Origin of the sequence: Dactylosporangium roseum, assembly GCF_025264685.1 — a bacterium.
Lineage (GTDB): Bacteria > Actinomycetota > Actinomycetes > Mycobacteriales > Micromonosporaceae > Dactylosporangium > Dactylosporangium roseum.
In genome coordinates, this window is sequence record NZ_CP073721.1 from 8,049,845 (window position 1) to 8,068,096 (window position 18,252).

Genomic DNA, 18,252 nt, shown 5'->3' on the forward strand with positions numbered 1-18,252 from the left:
CGCGCCACCCTCGCGAAGGCCCCGACCCCTCGGAGCCCACCATGTCTCGTCCCCGTCTCGTCCTGGGAGCGCTGATCAGCATCGCCGTCCTGGCTCTCGCCGGGTGCGGCACCGGCGCATCACAGGCGTCGTGGCACGAGGTCGGCTCCGGGTCCGGGTCCGGCTCGACCGGCCAGGGCGGCAGCGACCCGGTCACGCGGCAGGTCGGCGACACCACGACCTCGCAGGCGGCCGCGGCCATGCCGGCACCGTCGGCCTCGGCTTCCACGTCCGCCTCGGCGTCGCCGTCCACCTCGGCGTCGGCCTCCGCGCCGGCCTCCGCCCCGCCGTCCGACGGCATCCAGCGGACCACCGGCACCGCCGCCGTCGCGCTAACGTTCGACGACGGCCCGGGTCCGGAGACCCCGAAGCTGCTCGCCATGCTGCGCCAGCACGGCATCAAGGCGACGTTCTGCCTGGTCGGGGTCGAGGTTCAGGCGTACCCGCAGTACGTTCAGGAGATCGTGAAGGACGGCCACACGCTGTGCAACCACACCTGGAAGCACGACACCGGCCTGGGCAAGAAGTCGGCGGACACGATCCGGGCCGACCTGCAGCGCACCAACGACGAGATCCACAAGGCCGTGCCGAACGCGCCGATCAAGTACTTCCGCCACCCGGGCGGCAACTTCACACCGGCCGCCGTGCAGATCGCCAATGAGCTTGGCATGGCGTCGCTGGGCTGGACGGTCGACCCGTGGGACTGGAACGTGAAGAAGTGGTCGGGCGCGAAGATGACGGAGCACATCGTCGCCACCGTGAGGAACAACACCCGACCGGGTTCGATCGTCCTGTCACACGATGCCGGCGGCGACCGAACGGCGACGATGGCGGCCTACAAGACCCTGCTGCCCGAGCTGAAGGACAAGTTCACGCTGGTGGCGATGCCCGTCTGAGCTGGCGTTTTCCCGCGCCGCGCCGCGACCGGATACCCATTTGGTGTTGGGGGACGGGGTCACGTATGCTCTGAAAGCCTCCGGCGGGGCCGGATGGGAGCAACACCGCACAACTCGCGAAGTATGCGATGATTGCGGGGCCGCCCTCATCGTCTAGCGGCCCAGGACGCCGCCCTTTCAAGGCGGTAGCACGGGTTCGAATCCCGTTGGGGGCACGACCGGGTTTTCCCGAAACCAGGTCCTGTGGAGCAGTTGGAGTGCTCGCCGCCCTGTCAAGGCGGAGGTCGCGGGTTCAAGTCCCGTCAGGACCGCAAGGCCCAAACTTGGGCAGGTAGCTCAGTCGGTACGAGCGTCCGCCTGAAAAGCGGAAGGTCGGCGGTTCGACCCCGCCCCTGCCCACAAGTCCTTCGCCGGGCTTCGGAGACCCTGACCAGCGGAAACGCGGTCAGGGTCTTCTGTTTTCCGGCTCCGTCCGTTGACCGTCGCTACCCGGTTCTTACCCCTGTTGGCCGTCGCTAGTTGCACGTATGTTGCACGGCCCTGAGCGACACGCTGCGCCCTTTCCAGCCCTCCAGCCCAAGAAGGCGCACGGCAAGCTCCGCCCCGGCAACTGCAAGGGCCGCGTCCACCAACGTTCGACCCTCGGCATCGGCGGCCGGCGCATCCTCGTCTCCCGCGATTGGTCCGGCTCGCCGATGCGGGGCGATGCGGTGCGACAGGCGTTCGTTCGCGCCCGAACCAAGGTGGGTATGCCGGGGTTCCGGTTCCACGACTTGCGGCACACCGGCCAGACGCTCGCTGCCTCCACGGGCGCGACGGTCAAAGACCTGATGCGCCGGCTGGGTCACGCTTCGCCGGTAGCGTCATACCGCTATCTGCACGCTGTCGACGGCCGCGACGCCGAGATTGCTTCCGCATTGTCGGAGCTTGCAGCACACGGAACGCCGCAAAACTGCCCAGGGCGATCGTTGTCAAGCACTGACCAACGCGAGCGCGTGAGTGATCGTGAGTGCTTGAAGTACCAATCAAAGCTTCCAAGTGGTAACTTGCTAAGAGAGCGGGGAAGTAGGGCATCGCCCCGAAGGGGAAGTGGGGTAGGCTATGTCGGACGTGTTGATCGAGCTTGACGACCGGCGGCGCGTCTCGCTTGGCAAGGTCGGACGCCCTGAGCACCGGCGATACCTGGTGCACGAAGAGGCGGACGGGACGCTCGTCCTGCACCCAGCGGTGGTCATGACGGAAGCCGAGGCTCGGCTGATGTCCAACCCCGAGTTGGTTGAGCAGGTCGAGAAGACCATCACCGACCCTGCTAGCCGAGTCCGCCGAGGTCGCCCGACGCGCAAGGGGTGACGGTGCTCGAACCGGAGTACGGAGAGCACGTAATTCCCGTTCTCGACGCGATCGAGAACGACCCAACGCGGCAGGCGTTGTGGAACGCCATCTGCGACGCCATCGATGTCGTCTGCGATCACCCGGACAGCGCGGAGGCGCGACGGGAGGCGGTCCGGACGCCGGGCGGCTTCAAGGTCTGGCAGGTGCCGATCCGATGCCGGACCGAGGATGACGACTGGGTGCTTCTGTGGCACGAGGAAGGTCCCAATGCCGTGATCGTCTACGTCGGCTCTCGTATGTTCCGCTGACCACTGTTGCACGTGGAACGCACGGCTAATCAGAGCAAGGGCACTGACCTGCGGATATAGGTCTCCCTGAAAAGCGGAAGGTCGGCGGTTCGACCCCGCCCCTGCCCACAAAGCTCTTCGCCGGGCTTTCAAGACCCCGACCAGCGGAAACGCCGGTCGGGGTCTTTGTACGTCCGGCTCAGATTCGGTCAGTCAAGATCGTTATGTGGCAACGCTGGTGGCAGTAGGCCTACTTGAGGCGCTCATCCAGCTTCCGGAGCGCCTCCCGCTTCTCGTCCAGGGAGGCGTGCGCGTAGATCGTCATCGTGACTCCGATGTCCGCGTGGCCGACGATGTCCCGCATGGCCCTCACGGAGACAGCGCCCTCGGCATGTGGACGGGCATGAGCCGCGACGGCGATCTGTTGTCGGGGGTGGGGTGCTTTAGGAAAGTCCGAAGATCAAGTCGTGACGATCGTCCGGGACCTGAAGGGCACACGGGGCGTCAAGGCGCTGCGAACGGCAGCCACGAACGAAGGGGATCAAGTGGCAACTGACCATGTTATAGCCCTAACCACGACGCCTACCGAGGAAGAGGGGCGGCAGCTTGCCCACAAGCTGGTGGAGGCTCGACTTGCCGCATGTGTCCAGGTGACCTCAAAGATTCAGGCGGTCTACCGCTGGAAGGGCGAGATCTACGACGAGCCGGAATGGCAGCTCTGGATCAAGACTGCGTCGGACAAGGTAGACGACCTTGTTGCGTGGCTTCCGAAGAATCACAGCAGCGAGGTGCCGGAGCTGATCATCCTGCCTATCACTGGCGGGTGGGTTACCTACCTAGACTGGATCACCGCAGAGACTCGCTCCTGATCATCGCCCTCATTGTGCGTCGATCTTGCAGTTGTGGTGCCTGACAAACCGGGCATTCAGGGAGTGTCTCGGCACCACAACTGCAAGATCAGCAAGGGTTGGGGGCGGCACGGCGCTAGCCAGGATCAGCTACCGAGGACGTTGCCCAGCAGGCCGCCGCTGCTGCCCGACTGCTGCGGAGCGGGCCGGCCCTCACTGGGCTGGACGATCACGAAGCCCTGGCCGGAGAGGGCCAGTTGGAAGAGCTCGCCCGAGCCACCGCGCAGCATCGACTTGAGGCTCTGCGACTTCTGAATCGTGGTCTGCAGGCTGCTCGACCAGCCGACGACCGCGTCGGTGTCCACGAGCACCGGCATCTGCGGGGACACCGGGATGACGATCGGGGCGCCCTCGGAGACGATCGCCAGGCGACCCTGGCCGGTGAAGACGCAGTTGAAGAGGCCGCCGCCGAACATGCCGGCGCCGCGGACCATCTGGATGTCGTAGCGCAGCGTCGGGTCGAAGCACAGGACGCTGCGCCCGTTGATGGACAGCGCGTCGTTGGGCTCGATGTCCAGGATGAAGCAGTCGGACGCGCCGGACGCGAACCACACCTCGCCCTGGCCGCGGACCGACATGAGGGACACGCCCTCGCCGGTGACGGCGCGCTTGAGGAAGTTGCCGACGCCCTGGCTCTTCACCTCGAAGGCCAGGTTGCCGCGGAAGGCCACCATGGCACCCTGCCGGGCCAGGGCCTCGCCGTTGACGGCGTACTTGACGCACTTGGAATGTTGCAGGCTCATGCCTGCCTGGGTCGGGGGCTGGGCCATGTTCTCGGCCTTGAAGATGTCACCGCGCACGATCCGCAGCGTAGCGAACGGCAACGGGCCGTCCGCGACCCCGGCGGGCGGCCCGTTGCCGAAGAGTGATCAGCTAAACAGGTTGCCGAGGGCTCCACCGGACTGCTGGCTCTCGCCGCCGGCGATACCCTGCGGCGGCTCCTCCGAGGGCTGCACCACGACGAAGCCCTGACCGGCGAAGCTCATGGTGAACGCCTCGCCGGTGGTGCGGCCGAGCAGCGTGCCCAGGCCGAGCTGGTCGGCGCGGTGGTAGCCGGTCTGCAGGCTGGCCGACCAGCAGATCGCGGCCTGCGGGTCGACGTAGGTGGGCTGGTCGATGGTCAGCACGACCGGGGTGCCCTTCGTGGTGATGGCGAGGCGCCCGTGGCCGGTGAACACGCAGTTGAACAGGCCGGCCGACGACATCATGCCCATGCCCTGGACCATCTTGATGTCGTACTGCAGGGTCGAGTCGAACGCGAGGACGTTGGCGCCGTTGATCGAGATCGCGTCACCCGGCTCGAGGTCGATGAGGTGCACGTCGGCCGCGCGGTCGGCGAAGAACACGTCGCCCCGGCCGGAGACCTTCATCAGCGGCACGCCCTCGCCGGTCAGCTTCTGCTTGAGCCATTTGCCGACGCCGCCGGAGCCGAGCGCCTGGAACTGGACCTGGCCCTGATAGGCGACCATCGTGCCGGTGCGAGCCATCATCTCGCCGTTGAGCTCGGCCTTGAGCATCTTGGAGTTTTGCAACCGCAGCCCGGGCTGTTGCGACTCCTTCTCCATGTTTTCGGCGGCAAACAGCGCACTGCGCATTGGGATGTCCCTTCGAAGACGTTCGTGACCGCACCGCGCACGGTAGTTGCTCGGTGCAACCCCGGACCAGATCACGGTCCGGAAAGCGACCAGCGCATTCAGCCCCAGCCCAGGGCGTGGAGACGGGCGTCGTCGATGCCGAAGTGGTGCGCGATCTCGTGCACGACCGTGATGGCCACCTCGTCGACGACGTCGTCCTCATCGTCACAGATGGCGAGGATCGGGTTACGGTAAATCGAGATCCGGTCCGGCAGGACGCCCGAGTAGTCCCAGCCGCGCTCGGTCAGCGCGTGGCCCTCGTAGAGGCCGAGCAGGTCCGGTTCGCCCGGCGGCGGGTCGTCCACGACCAGGATGACCACATTGTCCATGAGGTCGAGCAGCTCGGGCGGCACCTCGTCGAGCGCGTCGCCCACGAGTTCCTCGAACCGCTCCTTGCTCATCGTCACCGGCATGCGAAGAGGGTCCCCTACGCACGGGGACCCTCTCAAGATTTCCGGGGTCAGACCAATTGCGCGTCGAGGGTGATCTCGACCGCGGAGAGCGCCTTCGAGATGGGGCAGTTGGCCTTGGCCTCGAGCGCCTGCTTCTCGAACTCGCCCGCGTCGATGCCGGGCACGTCGCCACGGGTGGTCAGGTCGATGCGAGTGATGGCGAAACCGCCCTCCACCTGGCCGAACTGGACGGCCGCGGTGGTGTCCACCGACGTGGGCGGGTAGCCGGCCTTGGCCAGGCCGTTGGAGAGGGCCATCGAGTAGCACGCCGCGTGCGCCGCCGCGACGAGCTCCTCCGGGTTGGTGCCCTGGCCGTTCTCGAAGCGCGACGGGAAGGAGTAGGAACCCTGGAACGTGCCCGAGCCGGTGGAGACCGTGCCGGAGCCGGACCGGAGGTCCCCCTCCCAGCGGGCGGATGAAGTGCGAGTTGGCATGAACCAGACGCTAGCCCATCCCCCGTGCTCCGTGGGACGAGCTCGGCACTTCGGGAGAGGGCGAGTCGACGCGGCGCAAACCGGTGCGAACCGATGGGCGGACGGCCGGGCCGGCCGGGTCACCGTGCAGGCCGCTGCCTGACATCCGGCGGCTCTACTATGCGCGATATGCCTGAGCAGGAGCCGAAGCCCGCAGACATGATCGAGTGGAGCAACCCGCCGGCGGGACCGGACATGGCGCCGCCGGCGCCGGTCGCCGCACCGGTCGCCGCGCCCGAGCCGAGCCCGGTCACCGAGCCGCCGGCGGCGCAGCGTCCGAACCCGATCGCATACGCACTGCTCGCGATCGGATTCGGCCTGGCGCTCGCCGCGCAGTACCTGCCGTGGAGCTCGTTCCAGACGGGCGTCTCCACCGCGGACGACGACACACGGGTCAGCCCCACCCGCCGGCAGATCCCGTCGAGCGTCGACATCAACCTGGCGAACCTGAACACCGGTCACGTCGTGGCCTACCTGTCGACGATCGTGCTCGCACTCTGCGCGATCGCGATCCTGCTCTCGGCCGACGGCGTCGTGCGCCGGACGGCGACGGCGGCCGCGGGCGGCCTGCTCGCCGGCAACCTGCTGGTGCTGGTGGGGTTCAAGAGCGCGATCGACAACCTGGGCATGAGCTCGTCCCCGGCGTTCGCCCTCCCCGACGACGCCATCAGCGTCGGTGCCGGCTACCCCGTGGCGGTCTCCGCGGCACTGCTGCTCGCGGCCGGGGTGATCGTGGCGGCACGCGGCCCGCTGCTCCGCGGCAGGCGCGGCTTCGGCAGGAAGATCGCCGAGGAGCCGGAGAACGGCGGCCCGCTCGATCTGACCGTGACACCGGTCCCGCCCAACCATCTGCGATAAGGAATACGTCGTACGTTCGGTCGGGATTTACTCGCATGCTGTGACGAGAGGGGATCCGAGAGGTACGGTTGCTGCCCCGCGCAGGCGGAAGGAGCACCACATGCGCAGCTCAGGGCTACCGAAACTGATCGCAACCGACCTCGACGGCACGCTCGTCCGCAGTGACGAGACGGTCAGCGAATATACGCGTGCCGTTCTGGAACGGGTCAAGGCCGCCGGCATCCACATCGTCGGCGCGACCGGCCGGGGTCCCCGCCTGACCGAACTGGTGCGCTTCGACATTCCCGCCGCGGACTTCCTGGTGATGGGCGGCGGCAGTCGCGTGGTCGACCTCCGCGACCCGGAGCATCCGGCGGTCCTGCGCGACGAGCGGCTCGCCGGCGACGTGCTCGCCGGCGTCCTGACCCGTCTGGAGCAGGAGCTGGGCACACTGTCGGTGCTGATCGAGGCGGGCGACCACCACGAGGCGCCGCTGTGGGGCGACGCCGATCCGGCGTGGCGGTATCCCGACGTGGTCGAGGCCCGGATCCGCGCCGAATGCCTGACCGGCCCGGTGATCAAGGGTTTCGCGCGGCATCCCGAGTGCGACGTCGACCAGCTCCTGAAGGCCGCGCAGCGGCTCGTGCCGCCGACGATGGCCACGGTCACCCAGGCCGGCCTCGGTTACATCGAGATCTGCCCGCCCGGCGTCGACAAGGCCTCCGGCCTCGCGGTCGTCGCCACGGCACTCGGCGTCGACCCCGGCGACGTGCTGGTCTTCGGCGACATGCCCAACGACCTGCCGATGTTCCGCTGGGCGGGCTTCGGCCGGGTGGCGGTGGCCAACGCACACCCCCAGGTGCGCGCACTGGCCGACGAGACCACGCTCACCAACGACGCGGACGGGGTGGCGACCTACCTCGACGCTATGTTGAAGCTGTGAAACTTGTTGCCACGGATCTGGACGGGACCCTGGTCCGCGGTGATCGGACCGTCAGCCCGCGCACGATCAAGGTCCTGCACCGGCTGGACGCCGACGGGATCGTGATCGTCCTGGTCACCGGGCGCCCGATCCGGTGGCTCTTCCCGGTGTACGACCAGTTGACCGTCCGCCCGCTCGCGATCTGCGCCAACGGCGCCGCCACGTACGACCCGGGGAGCGACGCGATCGTGCACAGCACGCCGCTGGAGACGGACGCGCTCGCCGAGGCCTGTGCGCGGCTGCGGGACAGCGTGCCGGGTGTGGTGTTCGCGGTCGAGCGGGACGGCGGACGGCAGATGTGGCACGAGCCGGAGTTCCCGGTCGGCCCGTGGGAGGTCGACCACGAGTCGGTGGGCCCGGCCAGCTTCGCCGAACTGCTCAGCCGTCCCGCCTCGAAGCTGCTGGTCCGCGCGGGTGCGCAGCCCGCCGACGAGTTCACCGCCCGCGTCGGGGCCTGCCTCGACGGGGTGGCCGAGGCGACGAACTCCTCGTCGAGCGGCATGGTCGAGGTCTCCGCGGCCGGCGTGACCAAGGCGTCGGCCCTGGCCCGGGTCGCGCGGGGACACGCGCTCGCGGCCGAAGACGTGATCGCCTTCGGCGACATGCCCAACGACCTGCCGATGCTGACCTGGGCCGGGCGCGGCGTGGCGATGGCCAACGGACACCCGGCCGTCAGGGCGGCGGCCCACGATGTGACCGCCGCGACCAATGAGGACGACGGCGTCGCCGCCTATCTCGAAGGCCTCTACAGATACTGACCGGTGCCGGTCGGATGGGGATGCCCGGGCACGGCGCCGGGCTGACCCGAGGTCAGCGCCGGGCGGCCACGCATCTGCTCCAGTTGGACCCGTGCCGCCATCTGCTGCGCGACCAGCGCCGCTTGGATGCCGTGGAACAGGCCTTCGAGCCAGCCGACCAACTGGGCCTGCGCGATCCGCAGCTCGGCTTCGCTGGGCGTCGTGCCGTCGTCGAACGGCAGCGACAACCGCTCCAGCTCCTCTCGCAGCTCAGGAGCGAGACCGTCCTCCAGCTCGCTGATCGACCGGCGGTGGATCTCCTTGAGCCGCTGCCGGCCGGCCTCGTCGAGCGGAGCCGCCCGAACCTCCTCCAGCAACTGCTTGATCATGCTGCCGATGCGCATGACCTTGGCCGGCTGCTCGATCAGCTTGCTCGGATCTTCCGCGCCGTCTTCGTCACCGGTGGACATGGTGCCCAGCGGTCGCCCGTCGGGGCCGACGACCATCACGGTTCGCGACTCGTCCTGCGCCTGTTCTGCCATGGCTTCTAGTCTTGCGTACGGCGCTCCGTGGCGACCACAAAGGGTGCCCACCCGGCCCCTGTCGCCACCCTTGGTGACGCGATAACGTCTGCCGGTGACGAGTAACCCCCGGGACGTGCTCAGCCGACAGGCCCCTGCGGCCGACTTCACCTTGCGCTACGGGGAGGACCCCGACCAGGTGGCCGACGTGCGGCTGCCGATGGTGGCCGGGGCGCCGCTCGTGCTGTTCATCCACGGCGGGTTCTGGCGCCGCGAGTGGGACCGCACGCACACCGGCCCGCTCGCCGCCGACCTCGCGGCCCGCGGTTACGCCGTGGCCACCGTCGAGTATCGGCGCACGGGCCAGCCCGGCGGCGGCTGGCCGGGCACGTTCTCCGACGTGGCGTCGGCGGCGGTGGCGGTGCCGGACCTGCTGGCGAAGGAGATCGCGCACCGGGGGCTCCGGCCGGTGTCGGTCGACCGGCCCATCCTGGCGGGCCATTCGGCCGGGGGGCATCTCGCATTGTGGTATGCGGCGGTGGCTCCCGACGCGATCGGCGGCGTCGTCGCCCTCGCCCCGGTCGCCGACCTGGTCCGCGCCCACGAGCTCGATCTCGACGGAGGCGCGGTCGCCGACCTGCTCGGCGGGCCGCCCGACCGCATGCCTACCGCCTATGCCTCCGCCGACCCGATGGTCAACCTGCCGTCGACCGTCCGCACCGTGGTCATCCACGGCGCCGACGACACGATCGTCCCCGTCGAACTCTCCCGGGAGTACTGTCGCAAGGCCCGCCGTGCGGGGGACGACACCACGCTGGTCGAGCTGGCCGGTGTGGAACACTTCGCTGTGATTGACCCGGAGTCGGCCGCCTGGCCTGCCGTCCTCGCCGCGTTCGGGACGATGACCAGGGGCGAGGGCGCCGACACCGATTGACTGTCCGCCACGATGGCGGTAGAACGCAGCGTGGGTGTCGAGGTCCTCGGCACCGCATGGTGTTGGGGAGGAAGAGCACGTGTCCCACCTGAACCGCCGCCAGGCGCTCCGGCTGCTCGCGGCCGCCGGTGCGGCGGGCATGGCCGCGCCGATCCTGTCCGCGTGCAGCGACGACTCCGGCAGCTCGCCGGACAACACCGTGCTGCCGAGTGGTCCACCCGTGAAGATCGGCATGATCGTGCCGCTGACCGGGATGTACAAGGACTTCGGCAATGACATGGACAACGGTTTCAACCTCTACTTGCAGCTACACGACAACAAGCTCGGCAACCGTGAAGTACACCTGATCAAGGTCGACGAGGGTGAGACCGCGGACAGCGGCAAGGCCGCGGCGGAGAAGCTGGTCAAGGAGGACAAGGTCCTCGCCCTGACCGGCGTCGCCAACAGCCAGGCGATGCTCGCCTTGAAGGACACCGTCGAGGGTGCCCAGGTGCCGCTGATCGGCTCCAACGCCTCACCGGTCGCGCTACAGGGCGCCAAGTACATCTGGCGGACCTCGTACGTCGCGAGCGACCCGGGCGCGGCGATGGCCCGCTGGGTCCTCGACAACTACGGCTCGTCGCTCGCGGTCGTCGCGGCGCAGGGCCCGTCCGGCGAGGCCGACGAGGTCGGCGCCTTCATCGACAGGTTCAAGGGCGCACAGGGCACCATCAACGGCTCGCCGCGCCTCACACCGTTCGGGAGCCGCGAGTTCAGCGGCATCCTCGGGCAGGTCAAGCAGTCCGGCGCGACCTCGATGGCCGCCTTCTACTCGGGCGCCGCGGCGGTCGAGTTCGTCAAGCAGTTCCGGGCGGCGCGATTCCCGAGCGGCTTCAAGCTCTTCGCGCCGGGCACCCTCACCGAGGGATCCGTGCTGAAGCAGCAGGGCGACACCGCGCAGGGCATCTACACGGCGATGAACTATTCGCCCGACCTGGACAACGCGGTCAACCGCCGGTTCGTCGCCGACTACCAGAAGGCGTTCGGGGCGATCCCGTCGAGCTACGCCATGGCCTCGTACGATGCCGCCGCGGTCCTCGACAAGGCGATCGGTGACGCCACCCGCAGCCTCGACTCGTTCTCGCTCAACGCGGCGATCGGCCGGCTCGGTCAGATCGACAGCCCGCGCGGTGCCTGGCAGTTCAGTCAGAACCGGACGCCGCTGCAGCGGTGGTACCTCCGACAGGTGCGCCTCGACGGCGCAGTCCTCTCCAACGTGCTGACGGCGGAGCTGACCACACTCGGATAGGGGCACCGTGACCATCCCCGACCCGACCGCGGCTCCGGTCGCGCCGCCGCACATCCCGCAGCAGCGGCAGCCGGCACGTCCGGTGGCGCCGCCCTGGTATCCGCCACAGCCGCCGCCCTGGCCGCCGCCGCTGCCCCCGCAGCCGCGGCGGAGCTATCTCTGGCCGGTCCTGACGGTTCTGCTGGTGGTCAGCATGGTGCTGGCCCTCGGCGGGGCCGCCACAGCCGCCTGGGCCCTGCGCGACGACGGCAACGGCCCGATCGCGTCGACGTGGGTCGACATGCGGCCGGACGTCGGCGGCAGGGCCATCGAGGCGGTGCTGCACCGACACGCGGAGGCGGTCCGCAAGAAGGACCTGGCGGCGTGGATGGCGGACGTGGACCAGACCGACGCCGTCTTCGCGAAGCGGCAGAAGCAGCTCTTCGAGAACCTCACCAAGATGCCGTTCGCGGAGCTGGCCTTCCAGCGCGAGGCCAAGCCGCCGCGGGGCAGCGCCACGTTCCTGCCCAGCCAGCTCTTCGACCGGTACCACGCGGCGGTGCACGTGGAGGCGGTGACCATCCGGCACCGGATCGAGGGTGTTGACAGCAAGCCGGTGGGGACGCCCTGGCTGCCTGTGTTCGGCTACACCGGAGGCAAGTGGCTCATCGCGGGTGACGGCGCGGGCGCCGAGCTGCCCACGGGCGCCAACGGGCAGCCGTGGGACGCCGCCGGGCCGGTGACCGTGAAGACCAGCGATCACGTCGTGGCCGTGCTGTCGGCCGACGACGCCGACCGGGCAAAGACGCTGCTCACCCTCGCCGAGGACGGGCTGAGGAAGGTCGCCACCATCCGGCCGACGGGCTGGGACGGCAAGGTGTTCCTGACCGCGATCCAGGACAAGCGGATCTTCGACACGTACTTCGCGGAGTCGCCGGACCGCGTTGCCCAGGTGGCCGCGATCGCCGTGCCGTACTACAACCAGGTCGCCGACTGGGCCACCGCGCCCGCGTACGGCACCACCCGGGTCGTGTTCAACCCGACGGAGCTGTCGGCGCAGACCGAGGAACTCGCCCACGACCTGACGCACGAGTTCGCCCACGCCGCGATGGGGCCGGTCACCGGGGCACGCACACCGCGCTGGGTGGTGGAGGGGTTCGCGGAGTACGTCGCGTACAAGGACAGGAAGATCAGCTCCAACGGCGTCCGCGCGGCGCTCGGCGACCTGGTGATCGGGGCGTTCCCGACCGATCAGCAGTTCTACAACGAGCCGCGCAACTACGTCAGCGGCTGGCTGGCCTGCCGGATGATCGCCGAGAAGTACGGGCAGGCGAAACTGATCGCCTTCTACGAGGCCTTCCAGCGCATGTCCGAGGTCGACTCGGTGTCACGCGAGGTGCTCGGCGTCGGCGCGGCGCAGCTCGAGACGCAGTGGCGGGACTACGTCGCACAACAGCGCGGCTGAGATCTCCCCAGCCGCGCTGTCGGTCGTCCTCGGAGTTTCGGGGTCAGCCCTCGGCGCTCGCGGGCGGCATGCCGCCGTCACCGTCGACGACCTCTTCCGGCGTGCCGTCCTGGTCGAGGTCGCTCATCGTGATGTCGACCTTGCCGTCGCCGTTGGTGTCGAACTGGAACAGGTCGGCCTTGCCGTCCCCGTCGGTGTCGACCGCCCAGAGGTCGGCCTTGCCGTCGTTGTTCGTGTCGCCGACGAGCAGCTCCACGCGGTCGTCACCGCGCGTCTCGACGGTCTCGTTCTCGCTCATCCGGGGGTCCTCTCACCTCACTCGGGGCCAACCTGGTTCACCGTAGGCCCCCGGCCTGTTCCGCGCGAGTCGTGCGATCGTCGCTATGACTTGACCTTCTCGGTGATGAGCGCCTTGATCGCCAGCGCCGACTCGTCGAAGCCGACCAGCAGGATCCCGGTGGCGTCAAACGTCTTGACCTTCGCGGCGAGCGGCGTGAACAGATTCCCGTCGGTCTTCGCGTCGTAGGTGTCCTTCGCCTCGTACTTCAGCACCAGCAGGTCCGTCGGCTTGATGCCGGCGGCCGTCAGGTCGTTGCGGACGCTCTCGGCGAGGCCGCTGCCGTAGCTGTCGTCGCGGGCGATGATGGCGACCTTGCTGTGCCCGTCGCGCATGATGATGTCGGCGATGGCCTTGGCCTGCAGCAAGTCCGGCGGTGAGGTCCGGAAGAACAGGCCCTTGTCCTCCAGTTTCGTCAGCTCGTCCGACGTCGCGGACGGCGAGATCATCACCTTGCCGGCCTGCGCGACGCGCGGGATGACCGCCTTGCTGACGCCCGACGCACCGGCACCGATGATCACGTGCACACCGTCGGTGATGAACTTCTCTACGGTCGCCTTGGCGACGTCGGGGTTGGTGCCGTCGTCGCCGTCCACGACCTGGACCGGCTGGCCGAGCACACCACCGGCATCGTTGATCTCCTTGGCGGCGAGCTTGGCGGCGGCGAACATCGGCGGGCCCTGGAACGCGAGCGAACCGGTCTTCGGCAGCAGCAGCCCGTATTTCAACGCGGGCTTCTGGCCGCCGCCCTTCCCGCCGGTGCCGGCGGGTGGCGCGGCCCCCTTCTGCTCCGTCTTCTCGTCACCGGCGCCGACGAACTCGGTCTTCGCGTCGTCGATGGTGTTGTTGCGGCCGAAGTTGAGCACGCCGTACATCGCCGAGCTGGGCTCGCCGGCCTCGGTGAAGCCACTGCGGCGCAGCGAGACGCCGCGGTACTTGAAGTCCTTGCCGGACTTGGCCATGGCGAGGCAGGCCGCGACGGTCTCGCAGACATTGTCGCCGGTCGTCACGCCGATGAGCTGTTTGGCGAACTGCGGCGGATCGACCGTCTTGGCGATCTCGGCGGCCAGGGCGGCGATCACGACGGCGTCATACGCCTCACCGGCGTAGTTGAAGTCGGCGAGGTTCGGGTCGATGCCCCTGACCCGCCGCTTGAAGTCGTCACTCAGCGGAGTCAGCGGCGTGGTGCCTTTCATGCCGGCGAGCACGGCCGGCGAGTCCTTGAACGCATCACCGAAGGAGCTGGCCATGTTGCCGTCGGTGCCGTACAGCTTCACTTGCCGCGGGGTGTCGGCGTCGCTGTTACTCTGCGCATTCGATCCGCAGGCGGACGCGGCGAGCAACAGTCCAATCGCGGCAATCGCTCCCACGGTGGCGGTGGCGGACCGTGCGCGCATGAGTGTTTCTCCTCCCCAAAGGTGCCGTGCGCACCTTAGCGCGGTCGGGCTCAGGACTTAAGCGGGGAGGTGCCGGGGCTTTTCGTACCTGCGGGTAACGTCTGTCCGCATGGCGGAAACAGAGATCACGGTCGGTGAGGAAACCCTGCCCACGCAGGGCGGCCTGGCGGAGCGGATGGGCATCGTCCTGGTCGAGGCGGCTCCGGAGCGGGTCGTCGGCACGATGCCGGTCGAGGGCAACACCCAGCCGTACGGGTTGCTGCACGGCGGCGCTTCGGTCGTCCTGGCCGAGACACTGGGCTCGATAGGCTCGGCGCTACACGCGGCGCGGCTGTTCAACGGGATCGCGGTGGGCGTCGAGATCAACGCGACGCACCACAGGTCCGCCCGGAGCGGCATCGTGACCGGCGTGGCGACGCCGCTCCGGCTGGGCGGCATGATCGCGACGTACGAGATCGTCATCACCGACGAGTCCGGCGAGCGGGTCTGCACCGCCCGCCTGACGTGTGCCCTGCGCCGCTCGTAGCGCCCCTCGACCGCACCCGCCGGTTTCACCGAGAGTCTCACTGCGGCCGGTCAACCCGCCGGCCGCCGCGGGTCCCGCCCGCGGGCGCGGGGGGTGTTTCGGCGGGTTACGGCGCCTTTCGGAATTTTCAAGTCTTCGGCCGCGGAGCTTGACGACGCGGCATACGGTTGCGGCGTGGATGACCCGGGAGACGAGACGTATCAGGATGCGGCGCTGGTCCTGGAGTCAGCACTCGCGGGCGACGGCGACGCCGTGGTCCACACCTTCGACTCGGTGGTGGACCGACGCGGCATGAGCGCGGCCTACGACGTGGCGTGGCATTTGGCCGGCGAGATGGTCGGCGAAAACCTGGCCCGCGGACCGTGGCGCCTCGACTTTCCCGACATCGACGACGCGGACTACGACCGGCGCTGGGTGGCGCGGTTCGTGAGCGCATACGTCAACGACGACATCCCGAGTGGCACCGCCCTGTTCACGGTCGCACTGGTCGACGGCAAGCTGTCCGAATGCCTGCTGACGCTGGCCGGCTCCACGGTGGCCACCCTCCGCCGCCGTGGCGCCGCCTGACCGCGGTCGGGTGGGTGAACAGGCGGGCGCCCCGCACACCAACTGGCCTTGGTGACGCCGAGCGCCCGCCCTATCCCTACCCGCTCAACGAGAACCAACCGGAGACCGCACCCGGGACTCCTCCGGTCGAGTCACGCCGCCCCGAAGCCGGGCTCCGGATCGGTGCGGGTCAGGCCGAGCAGTTGCAGTCGAGAGCGGACGCCGCCCTCGGTCCGGCCCAGCTCGGCGCTCAGGGTCTTGACGGTCGCGCCTTCGCGGAACCGGGTCGCCAGCAGCTCGAGATCCTGCTGTTCCCATGGCTTGCCGGCGTTGGGAGCCGCGGACCGGTGCGCGGTCCACCAGTCGTCGGGCGGATCGTCCGACTCGCCGGAGGGTCGCAGGTGTGTCAGCGCGGACGCCAGCAGCGACACCACGTCGAGCGCGTCTGCCGCAGGGAGCTCACCGGCGATCTCGGTCGTCATGCAGCCACCGCCCCAGCCGGCCATCCGCACCGCGATGAAGCCGCCGCCCGTGCTGAACGCCAGCACGTCGTAGTCCCGGTCGTCGATGGTCAGCCGGCGGTGGACCTCGTTGCGGCGGGCAACGGACAGCTCGTGGTCCCAGTCGAAGTCACTCATGCCCCGCACCGTACGACCACCCACCGACACTTCCGCGCCGCCGTAACCGCGCGGTCACCGAACGCGTCAGGTGAGCTCGCCGGCGCGCAGACGGGCCAGCCACGCCCGGGCGTCGGCGAAGTCGTCGTCTGCCAGGCCGGGAGCGGGGCGCGGCAGCGCGTCGCCCTGAACGGCCCGCGGATAGGAGCCCAGGAACCGCACGTCGGCGCAGATCCTCCGCAGGCCCTGCAACGCCTCGCCCATCTGCGCGTCGGCCACGTGGCCGCCGCAGTCGAGGAAGAAGACGTACCGGCCCAGCCGCTCGCCTGTGGGGCGTGACTCGATGCGGGTGAGGTTGACGCCGCGGACGGCGAGCTCGGTCAGCACCGCCAGAAGGGCACCCACACGGTCGTGCGAGATGTAGACGGCCAGCGTGGTGAGGTCGTCACCCGTCGGCGACGGCGGTGGTCCCGGGCGGGACACCAGCGCGAACCTGGTCATCGCGTCGGGATTGTCGGCGATGCCCTTGCCCAGGACGTGCAGCCGGTAACGGTCGGCGCCGATCTCCGCACACACCGCCGCGTCGAACTCGCCCTCTGCCGCGCCGATCGCGGCCGCCGCGTTGGACAGCACGTCGACGACGGTGGCCTGCGGAACGTGGTCGCGCAGCCACTTCCGGCACTGAGCGCCGGCCTGCGGGTGCGCGGCCACGGACGCTACCGAATCCAGGGACCGGTCCTCGCGCGCGGCCAGCACGAACTGCACGGGCAGCACGACCTCACGCGTGATCACGAGCGGATCGCCGTTGGCCAGCTCGTCGAGCGTGACGCCCACCTGGCCGCCGATCGAGTTCTCCAGCGGCACCAACGCCGCGTCGGCCTCGCCGGAGCGCAGCGCATCCAGCGCCTCCGGCACGCTCCGTGCCGGGGTCAGGATGCCCCGATCGGCGGTGGGGACGGTCTTGAGCGCCTGCTCGGAGAAGGTGCCTTCCGGCCCCAGGTAAACGAACCGCGTCGGCGGCACACCAGGCATACCACCCAGCGTAGTCGAGCCGGGGTGCGCGCCGCTCAGCAGGCAGCGGCGTTGAGCAGCGCGGGCGGTGCGGTCGCCTTGACCTCGACCGTGCAGGGATCCGTGCCCGCGGTGACGACGGTCAACGCCTGCGGGGATCCCTTGGTCATCACCTGCATGGGTTCACGGTCGGCCACATTGAGGACGGTGTACTGCCAGATGCCGGCGCACAGCGGCTGACTCTGCACGGTCACGCCGGATCCGGCGGGCAGGTTGGCGCGGAATTTCCGCACCGCCACGATGACCTGTTCGCCGCTCGGCCTGCCGTTGCACCGGACGACATACACCTCGGAGAACGTGCTCGGGCTCGGTGACGCCGAGCGGCCGGCCGACGGCGCATGCGTCGGGGGGACGATGGGGGTGCTGGCGGGAGTGGGTGACGTCGATGCACCGGGTCGTTGTCCGGCACCCGCTCCGGACGGCGGCAACGGCCCAGGATCGCCGTCGTGGCCGGTGCAGCCGGTCAGCAGACATCCAAGAGCGACGATCGCCAGCGCGGTGGCCGGAGTGCGCATGCGCCCATCGTAGGAGTGCTCGAACGGCGCCGGCAGTCAGGTGGCGCCCGGGATCAGGGCGTCGTGACGCGGTGGCCCGCGGCACTCAACGCGGCCAGCGCCTCGTTGAGCCGGACGGCCGGCACGACGACGTAGTCGGTGTCGAACGTGGAGAACGCGAAGATGTTCACGCGCGCGTCGGCGAGCGGGGTCACGATCGACGCGAGGATGCCGGTCAATGCGAGCTGGACCGGGCCGGCCACCCGCAGGCAGCGCCACGGCGTCTCGACGGCCGCGCCGTCGGGTGCCAGGTCGGCCGGGCAGAGAATCGAGACCTCGTCCGGCGTCCAGGTCACCGAGATGACGTCCGGAAGGCCGACTGCCGCCTCGATGAAGCCGCCCGGCAGTGACGATGCGGCCGGCAGACGGCAGATCGCGTAGTCGCCAGGCAGCAGCGCGAGGTCCAACATGACATGGAGCGTACGGCCCGAACTCACACT

24 protein-coding genes and 3 tRNA genes are annotated in these 18,252 nt (G+C 69.3%); 16 read left to right on the forward strand and 11 right to left on the reverse strand.

Annotated elements, in window-relative coordinates:
* The first annotated feature begins 41 nt into the window (after positions 1-41).
* From Drose_RS37875 to cutA, 8 genes are all read left to right on the forward strand, one after another.
* Positions 42-935, forward strand: a complete 894-nt coding sequence (locus Drose_RS37875; RefSeq protein ID WP_260725994.1) for a polysaccharide deacetylase family protein — start codon at positions 42-44, stop codon at positions 933-935.
* Between the two features lie 142 nt (positions 936-1,077).
* Positions 1,078-1,150: transfer RNA gene (locus Drose_RS37880), tRNA-Glu, on the forward strand.
* Positions 1,151-1,172: 22 nt separating this feature from the next.
* Positions 1,173-1,246: transfer RNA gene (locus tag Drose_RS37885), tRNA-Asp, on the forward strand.
* A gap of 14 nt (positions 1,247-1,260) precedes the next feature.
* A tRNA-Phe gene (locus Drose_RS37890) sits at positions 1,261-1,334 on the forward strand.
* Positions 1,335-1,630: 296 nt separating this feature from the next.
* A complete protein-coding gene (locus tag Drose_RS39310; RefSeq protein ID WP_390891478.1) occupies positions 1,631-2,062 on the forward strand; it encodes a hypothetical protein in 432 nt (143 codons plus the stop codon).
* A complete protein-coding gene (locus tag Drose_RS37895) occupies positions 2,037-2,285 on the forward strand; it encodes a hypothetical protein (protein ID WP_260725995.1) in 249 nt (82 codons plus the stop codon). The genes Drose_RS39310 and Drose_RS37895 overlap by 26 nt, the downstream gene beginning before the upstream one ends.
* A gap of 2 nt (positions 2,286-2,287) precedes the next feature.
* Positions 2,288-2,575, forward strand: coding sequence for a hypothetical protein (locus Drose_RS37900; protein ID WP_260725996.1), 288 nt, complete (start codon positions 2,288-2,290; stop codon positions 2,573-2,575).
* A 446-nt stretch (positions 2,576-3,021) separates the two neighbouring features.
* Positions 3,022-3,423: a divalent-cation tolerance protein CutA gene (gene cutA / locus Drose_RS37905; RefSeq protein ID WP_260725997.1), complete on the forward strand. Its 402-nt coding sequence runs from the start codon at positions 3,022-3,024 to the stop codon at positions 3,421-3,423.
* Positions 3,424-3,548: 125 nt separating this feature from the next.
* Here the strand turns inward: cutA and Drose_RS37910 are convergent, their stop codons facing one another.
* The 4 genes from Drose_RS37910 to Drose_RS37925 form a co-directional block, all read right to left on the reverse strand.
* Positions 3,549-4,262, reverse strand: a complete 714-nt coding sequence (locus Drose_RS37910) for an AIM24 family protein (protein WP_260725998.1) — start codon at positions 4,260-4,262, stop codon at positions 3,549-3,551.
* 69 nt (positions 4,263-4,331) lie between these two features.
* Positions 4,332-5,057, reverse strand: a complete 726-nt coding sequence (locus tag Drose_RS37915) for an AIM24 family protein (RefSeq protein WP_260725999.1) — start codon at positions 5,055-5,057, stop codon at positions 4,332-4,334.
* 98 nt (positions 5,058-5,155) lie between these two features.
* The gene (locus Drose_RS37920; RefSeq protein ID WP_260729954.1) at positions 5,156-5,503 is read right to left on the reverse strand and encodes a metallopeptidase family protein; all 348 of its coding nucleotides are present in this window, start codon (positions 5,501-5,503) and stop codon (positions 5,156-5,158) included.
* A gap of 53 nt (positions 5,504-5,556) precedes the next feature.
* Positions 5,557-5,982 carry an OsmC family protein gene (locus Drose_RS37925; protein WP_260726000.1) on the reverse strand — a complete coding sequence of 142 codons (426 nt, stop codon included), beginning with the start codon at positions 5,980-5,982 and terminating at the stop codon, positions 5,557-5,559.
* Between the two features lie 168 nt (positions 5,983-6,150).
* Between Drose_RS37925 and Drose_RS37930 the strand changes: the two genes are divergently transcribed.
* The 3 genes from Drose_RS37930 to Drose_RS37940 all read left to right on the forward strand — a co-directional run bounded on the left by Drose_RS37930 (position 6,151) and on the right by Drose_RS37940 (position 8,598).
* Positions 6,151-6,879 carry a hypothetical protein gene (locus Drose_RS37930; RefSeq protein WP_260726001.1) on the forward strand — a complete coding sequence of 243 codons (729 nt, stop codon included), beginning with the start codon at positions 6,151-6,153 and terminating at the stop codon, positions 6,877-6,879.
* Positions 6,880-6,979: 100 nt separating this feature from the next.
* A complete protein-coding gene (locus Drose_RS37935) occupies positions 6,980-7,801 on the forward strand; it encodes an HAD family hydrolase (protein ID WP_260726002.1) in 822 nt (273 codons plus the stop codon).
* The gene (locus Drose_RS37940; RefSeq protein WP_260726003.1) at positions 7,798-8,598 is read left to right on the forward strand and encodes an HAD family hydrolase; all 801 of its coding nucleotides are present in this window, start codon (positions 7,798-7,800) and stop codon (positions 8,596-8,598) included. The genes Drose_RS37935 and Drose_RS37940 overlap by 4 nt, the downstream gene beginning before the upstream one ends.
* Here Drose_RS37940 and Drose_RS37945 read toward each other — a convergent pair.
* Positions 8,586-9,119 (reverse strand): bacterial proteasome activator family protein, encoded by a 534-nt coding sequence (locus Drose_RS37945; protein ID WP_260726004.1) that lies wholly within the window; start codon positions 9,117-9,119, stop codon positions 8,586-8,588. The genes Drose_RS37940 and Drose_RS37945 overlap by 13 nt on opposite strands.
* Before the next feature lie 94 nt (positions 9,120-9,213).
* Here Drose_RS37945 and Drose_RS37950 point away from each other — a divergent pair, with 94 nt between their 5' ends.
* From Drose_RS37950 to Drose_RS37960, 3 genes are all read left to right on the forward strand, one after another.
* Positions 9,214-10,032 carry an alpha/beta hydrolase family protein gene (locus tag Drose_RS37950; protein WP_260726005.1) on the forward strand — a complete coding sequence of 273 codons (819 nt, stop codon included), beginning with the start codon at positions 9,214-9,216 and terminating at the stop codon, positions 10,030-10,032.
* Positions 10,033-10,111: 79 nt separating this feature from the next.
* Positions 10,112-11,320, forward strand: coding sequence for an ABC transporter substrate-binding protein (locus Drose_RS37955; protein ID WP_260726006.1), 1,209 nt, complete (start codon positions 10,112-10,114; stop codon positions 11,318-11,320).
* A 7-nt stretch (positions 11,321-11,327) separates the two neighbouring features.
* Positions 11,328-12,764, forward strand: a complete 1,437-nt coding sequence (locus tag Drose_RS37960; protein ID WP_260726007.1) for a hypothetical protein — start codon at positions 11,328-11,330, stop codon at positions 12,762-12,764.
* 43 nt (positions 12,765-12,807) lie between these two features.
* Here the strand turns inward: Drose_RS37960 and Drose_RS37965 are convergent, their stop codons facing one another.
* Entirely contained in the window at positions 12,808-13,062 is a 255-nt protein-coding gene (locus Drose_RS37965; protein WP_260726008.1) for a hypothetical protein, read from the reverse strand.
* 83 nt (positions 13,063-13,145) lie between these two features.
* Positions 13,146-14,498 (reverse strand): ABC transporter substrate-binding protein, encoded by a 1,353-nt coding sequence (locus tag Drose_RS37970; RefSeq protein ID WP_260726009.1) that lies wholly within the window; start codon positions 14,496-14,498, stop codon positions 13,146-13,148.
* A 109-nt stretch (positions 14,499-14,607) separates the two neighbouring features.
* On the opposite strand from Drose_RS37970, the gene Drose_RS37975 reads away from it, so the two are divergent.
* Both Drose_RS37975 and Drose_RS37980 read left to right on the forward strand, forming a co-directional pair.
* Entirely contained in the window at positions 14,608-15,024 is a 417-nt protein-coding gene (locus tag Drose_RS37975; protein ID WP_260726010.1) for a hotdog fold thioesterase, read from the forward strand.
* 174 nt (positions 15,025-15,198) lie between these two features.
* A complete protein-coding gene (locus tag Drose_RS37980; RefSeq protein ID WP_260726011.1) occupies positions 15,199-15,591 on the forward strand; it encodes a hypothetical protein in 393 nt (130 codons plus the stop codon).
* Positions 15,592-15,722: 131 nt separating this feature from the next.
* Here Drose_RS37980 and Drose_RS37985 read toward each other — a convergent pair whose 3' ends face one another.
* From Drose_RS37985 to Drose_RS38000, 4 genes are all read right to left on the reverse strand, one after another.
* Entirely contained in the window at positions 15,723-16,208 is a 486-nt protein-coding gene (locus Drose_RS37985; protein WP_260726012.1) for a hypothetical protein, read from the reverse strand.
* 66 nt (positions 16,209-16,274) lie between these two features.
* Complete coding sequence (pheA, locus tag Drose_RS37990) at positions 16,275-17,219, reverse strand: prephenate dehydratase (protein ID WP_260726013.1); 945 nt, start codon at positions 17,217-17,219, stop codon at positions 16,275-16,277.
* A 35-nt stretch (positions 17,220-17,254) separates the two neighbouring features.
* Complete coding sequence (locus tag Drose_RS37995) at positions 17,255-17,773, reverse strand: hypothetical protein (RefSeq protein WP_260726014.1); 519 nt, start codon at positions 17,771-17,773, stop codon at positions 17,255-17,257.
* A 53-nt stretch (positions 17,774-17,826) separates the two neighbouring features.
* Positions 17,827-18,222: an ACT domain-containing protein gene (locus Drose_RS38000; protein WP_260726015.1), complete on the reverse strand. Its 396-nt coding sequence runs from the start codon at positions 18,220-18,222 to the stop codon at positions 17,827-17,829.
* Positions 18,223-18,252 lie beyond the last annotated feature (30 nt).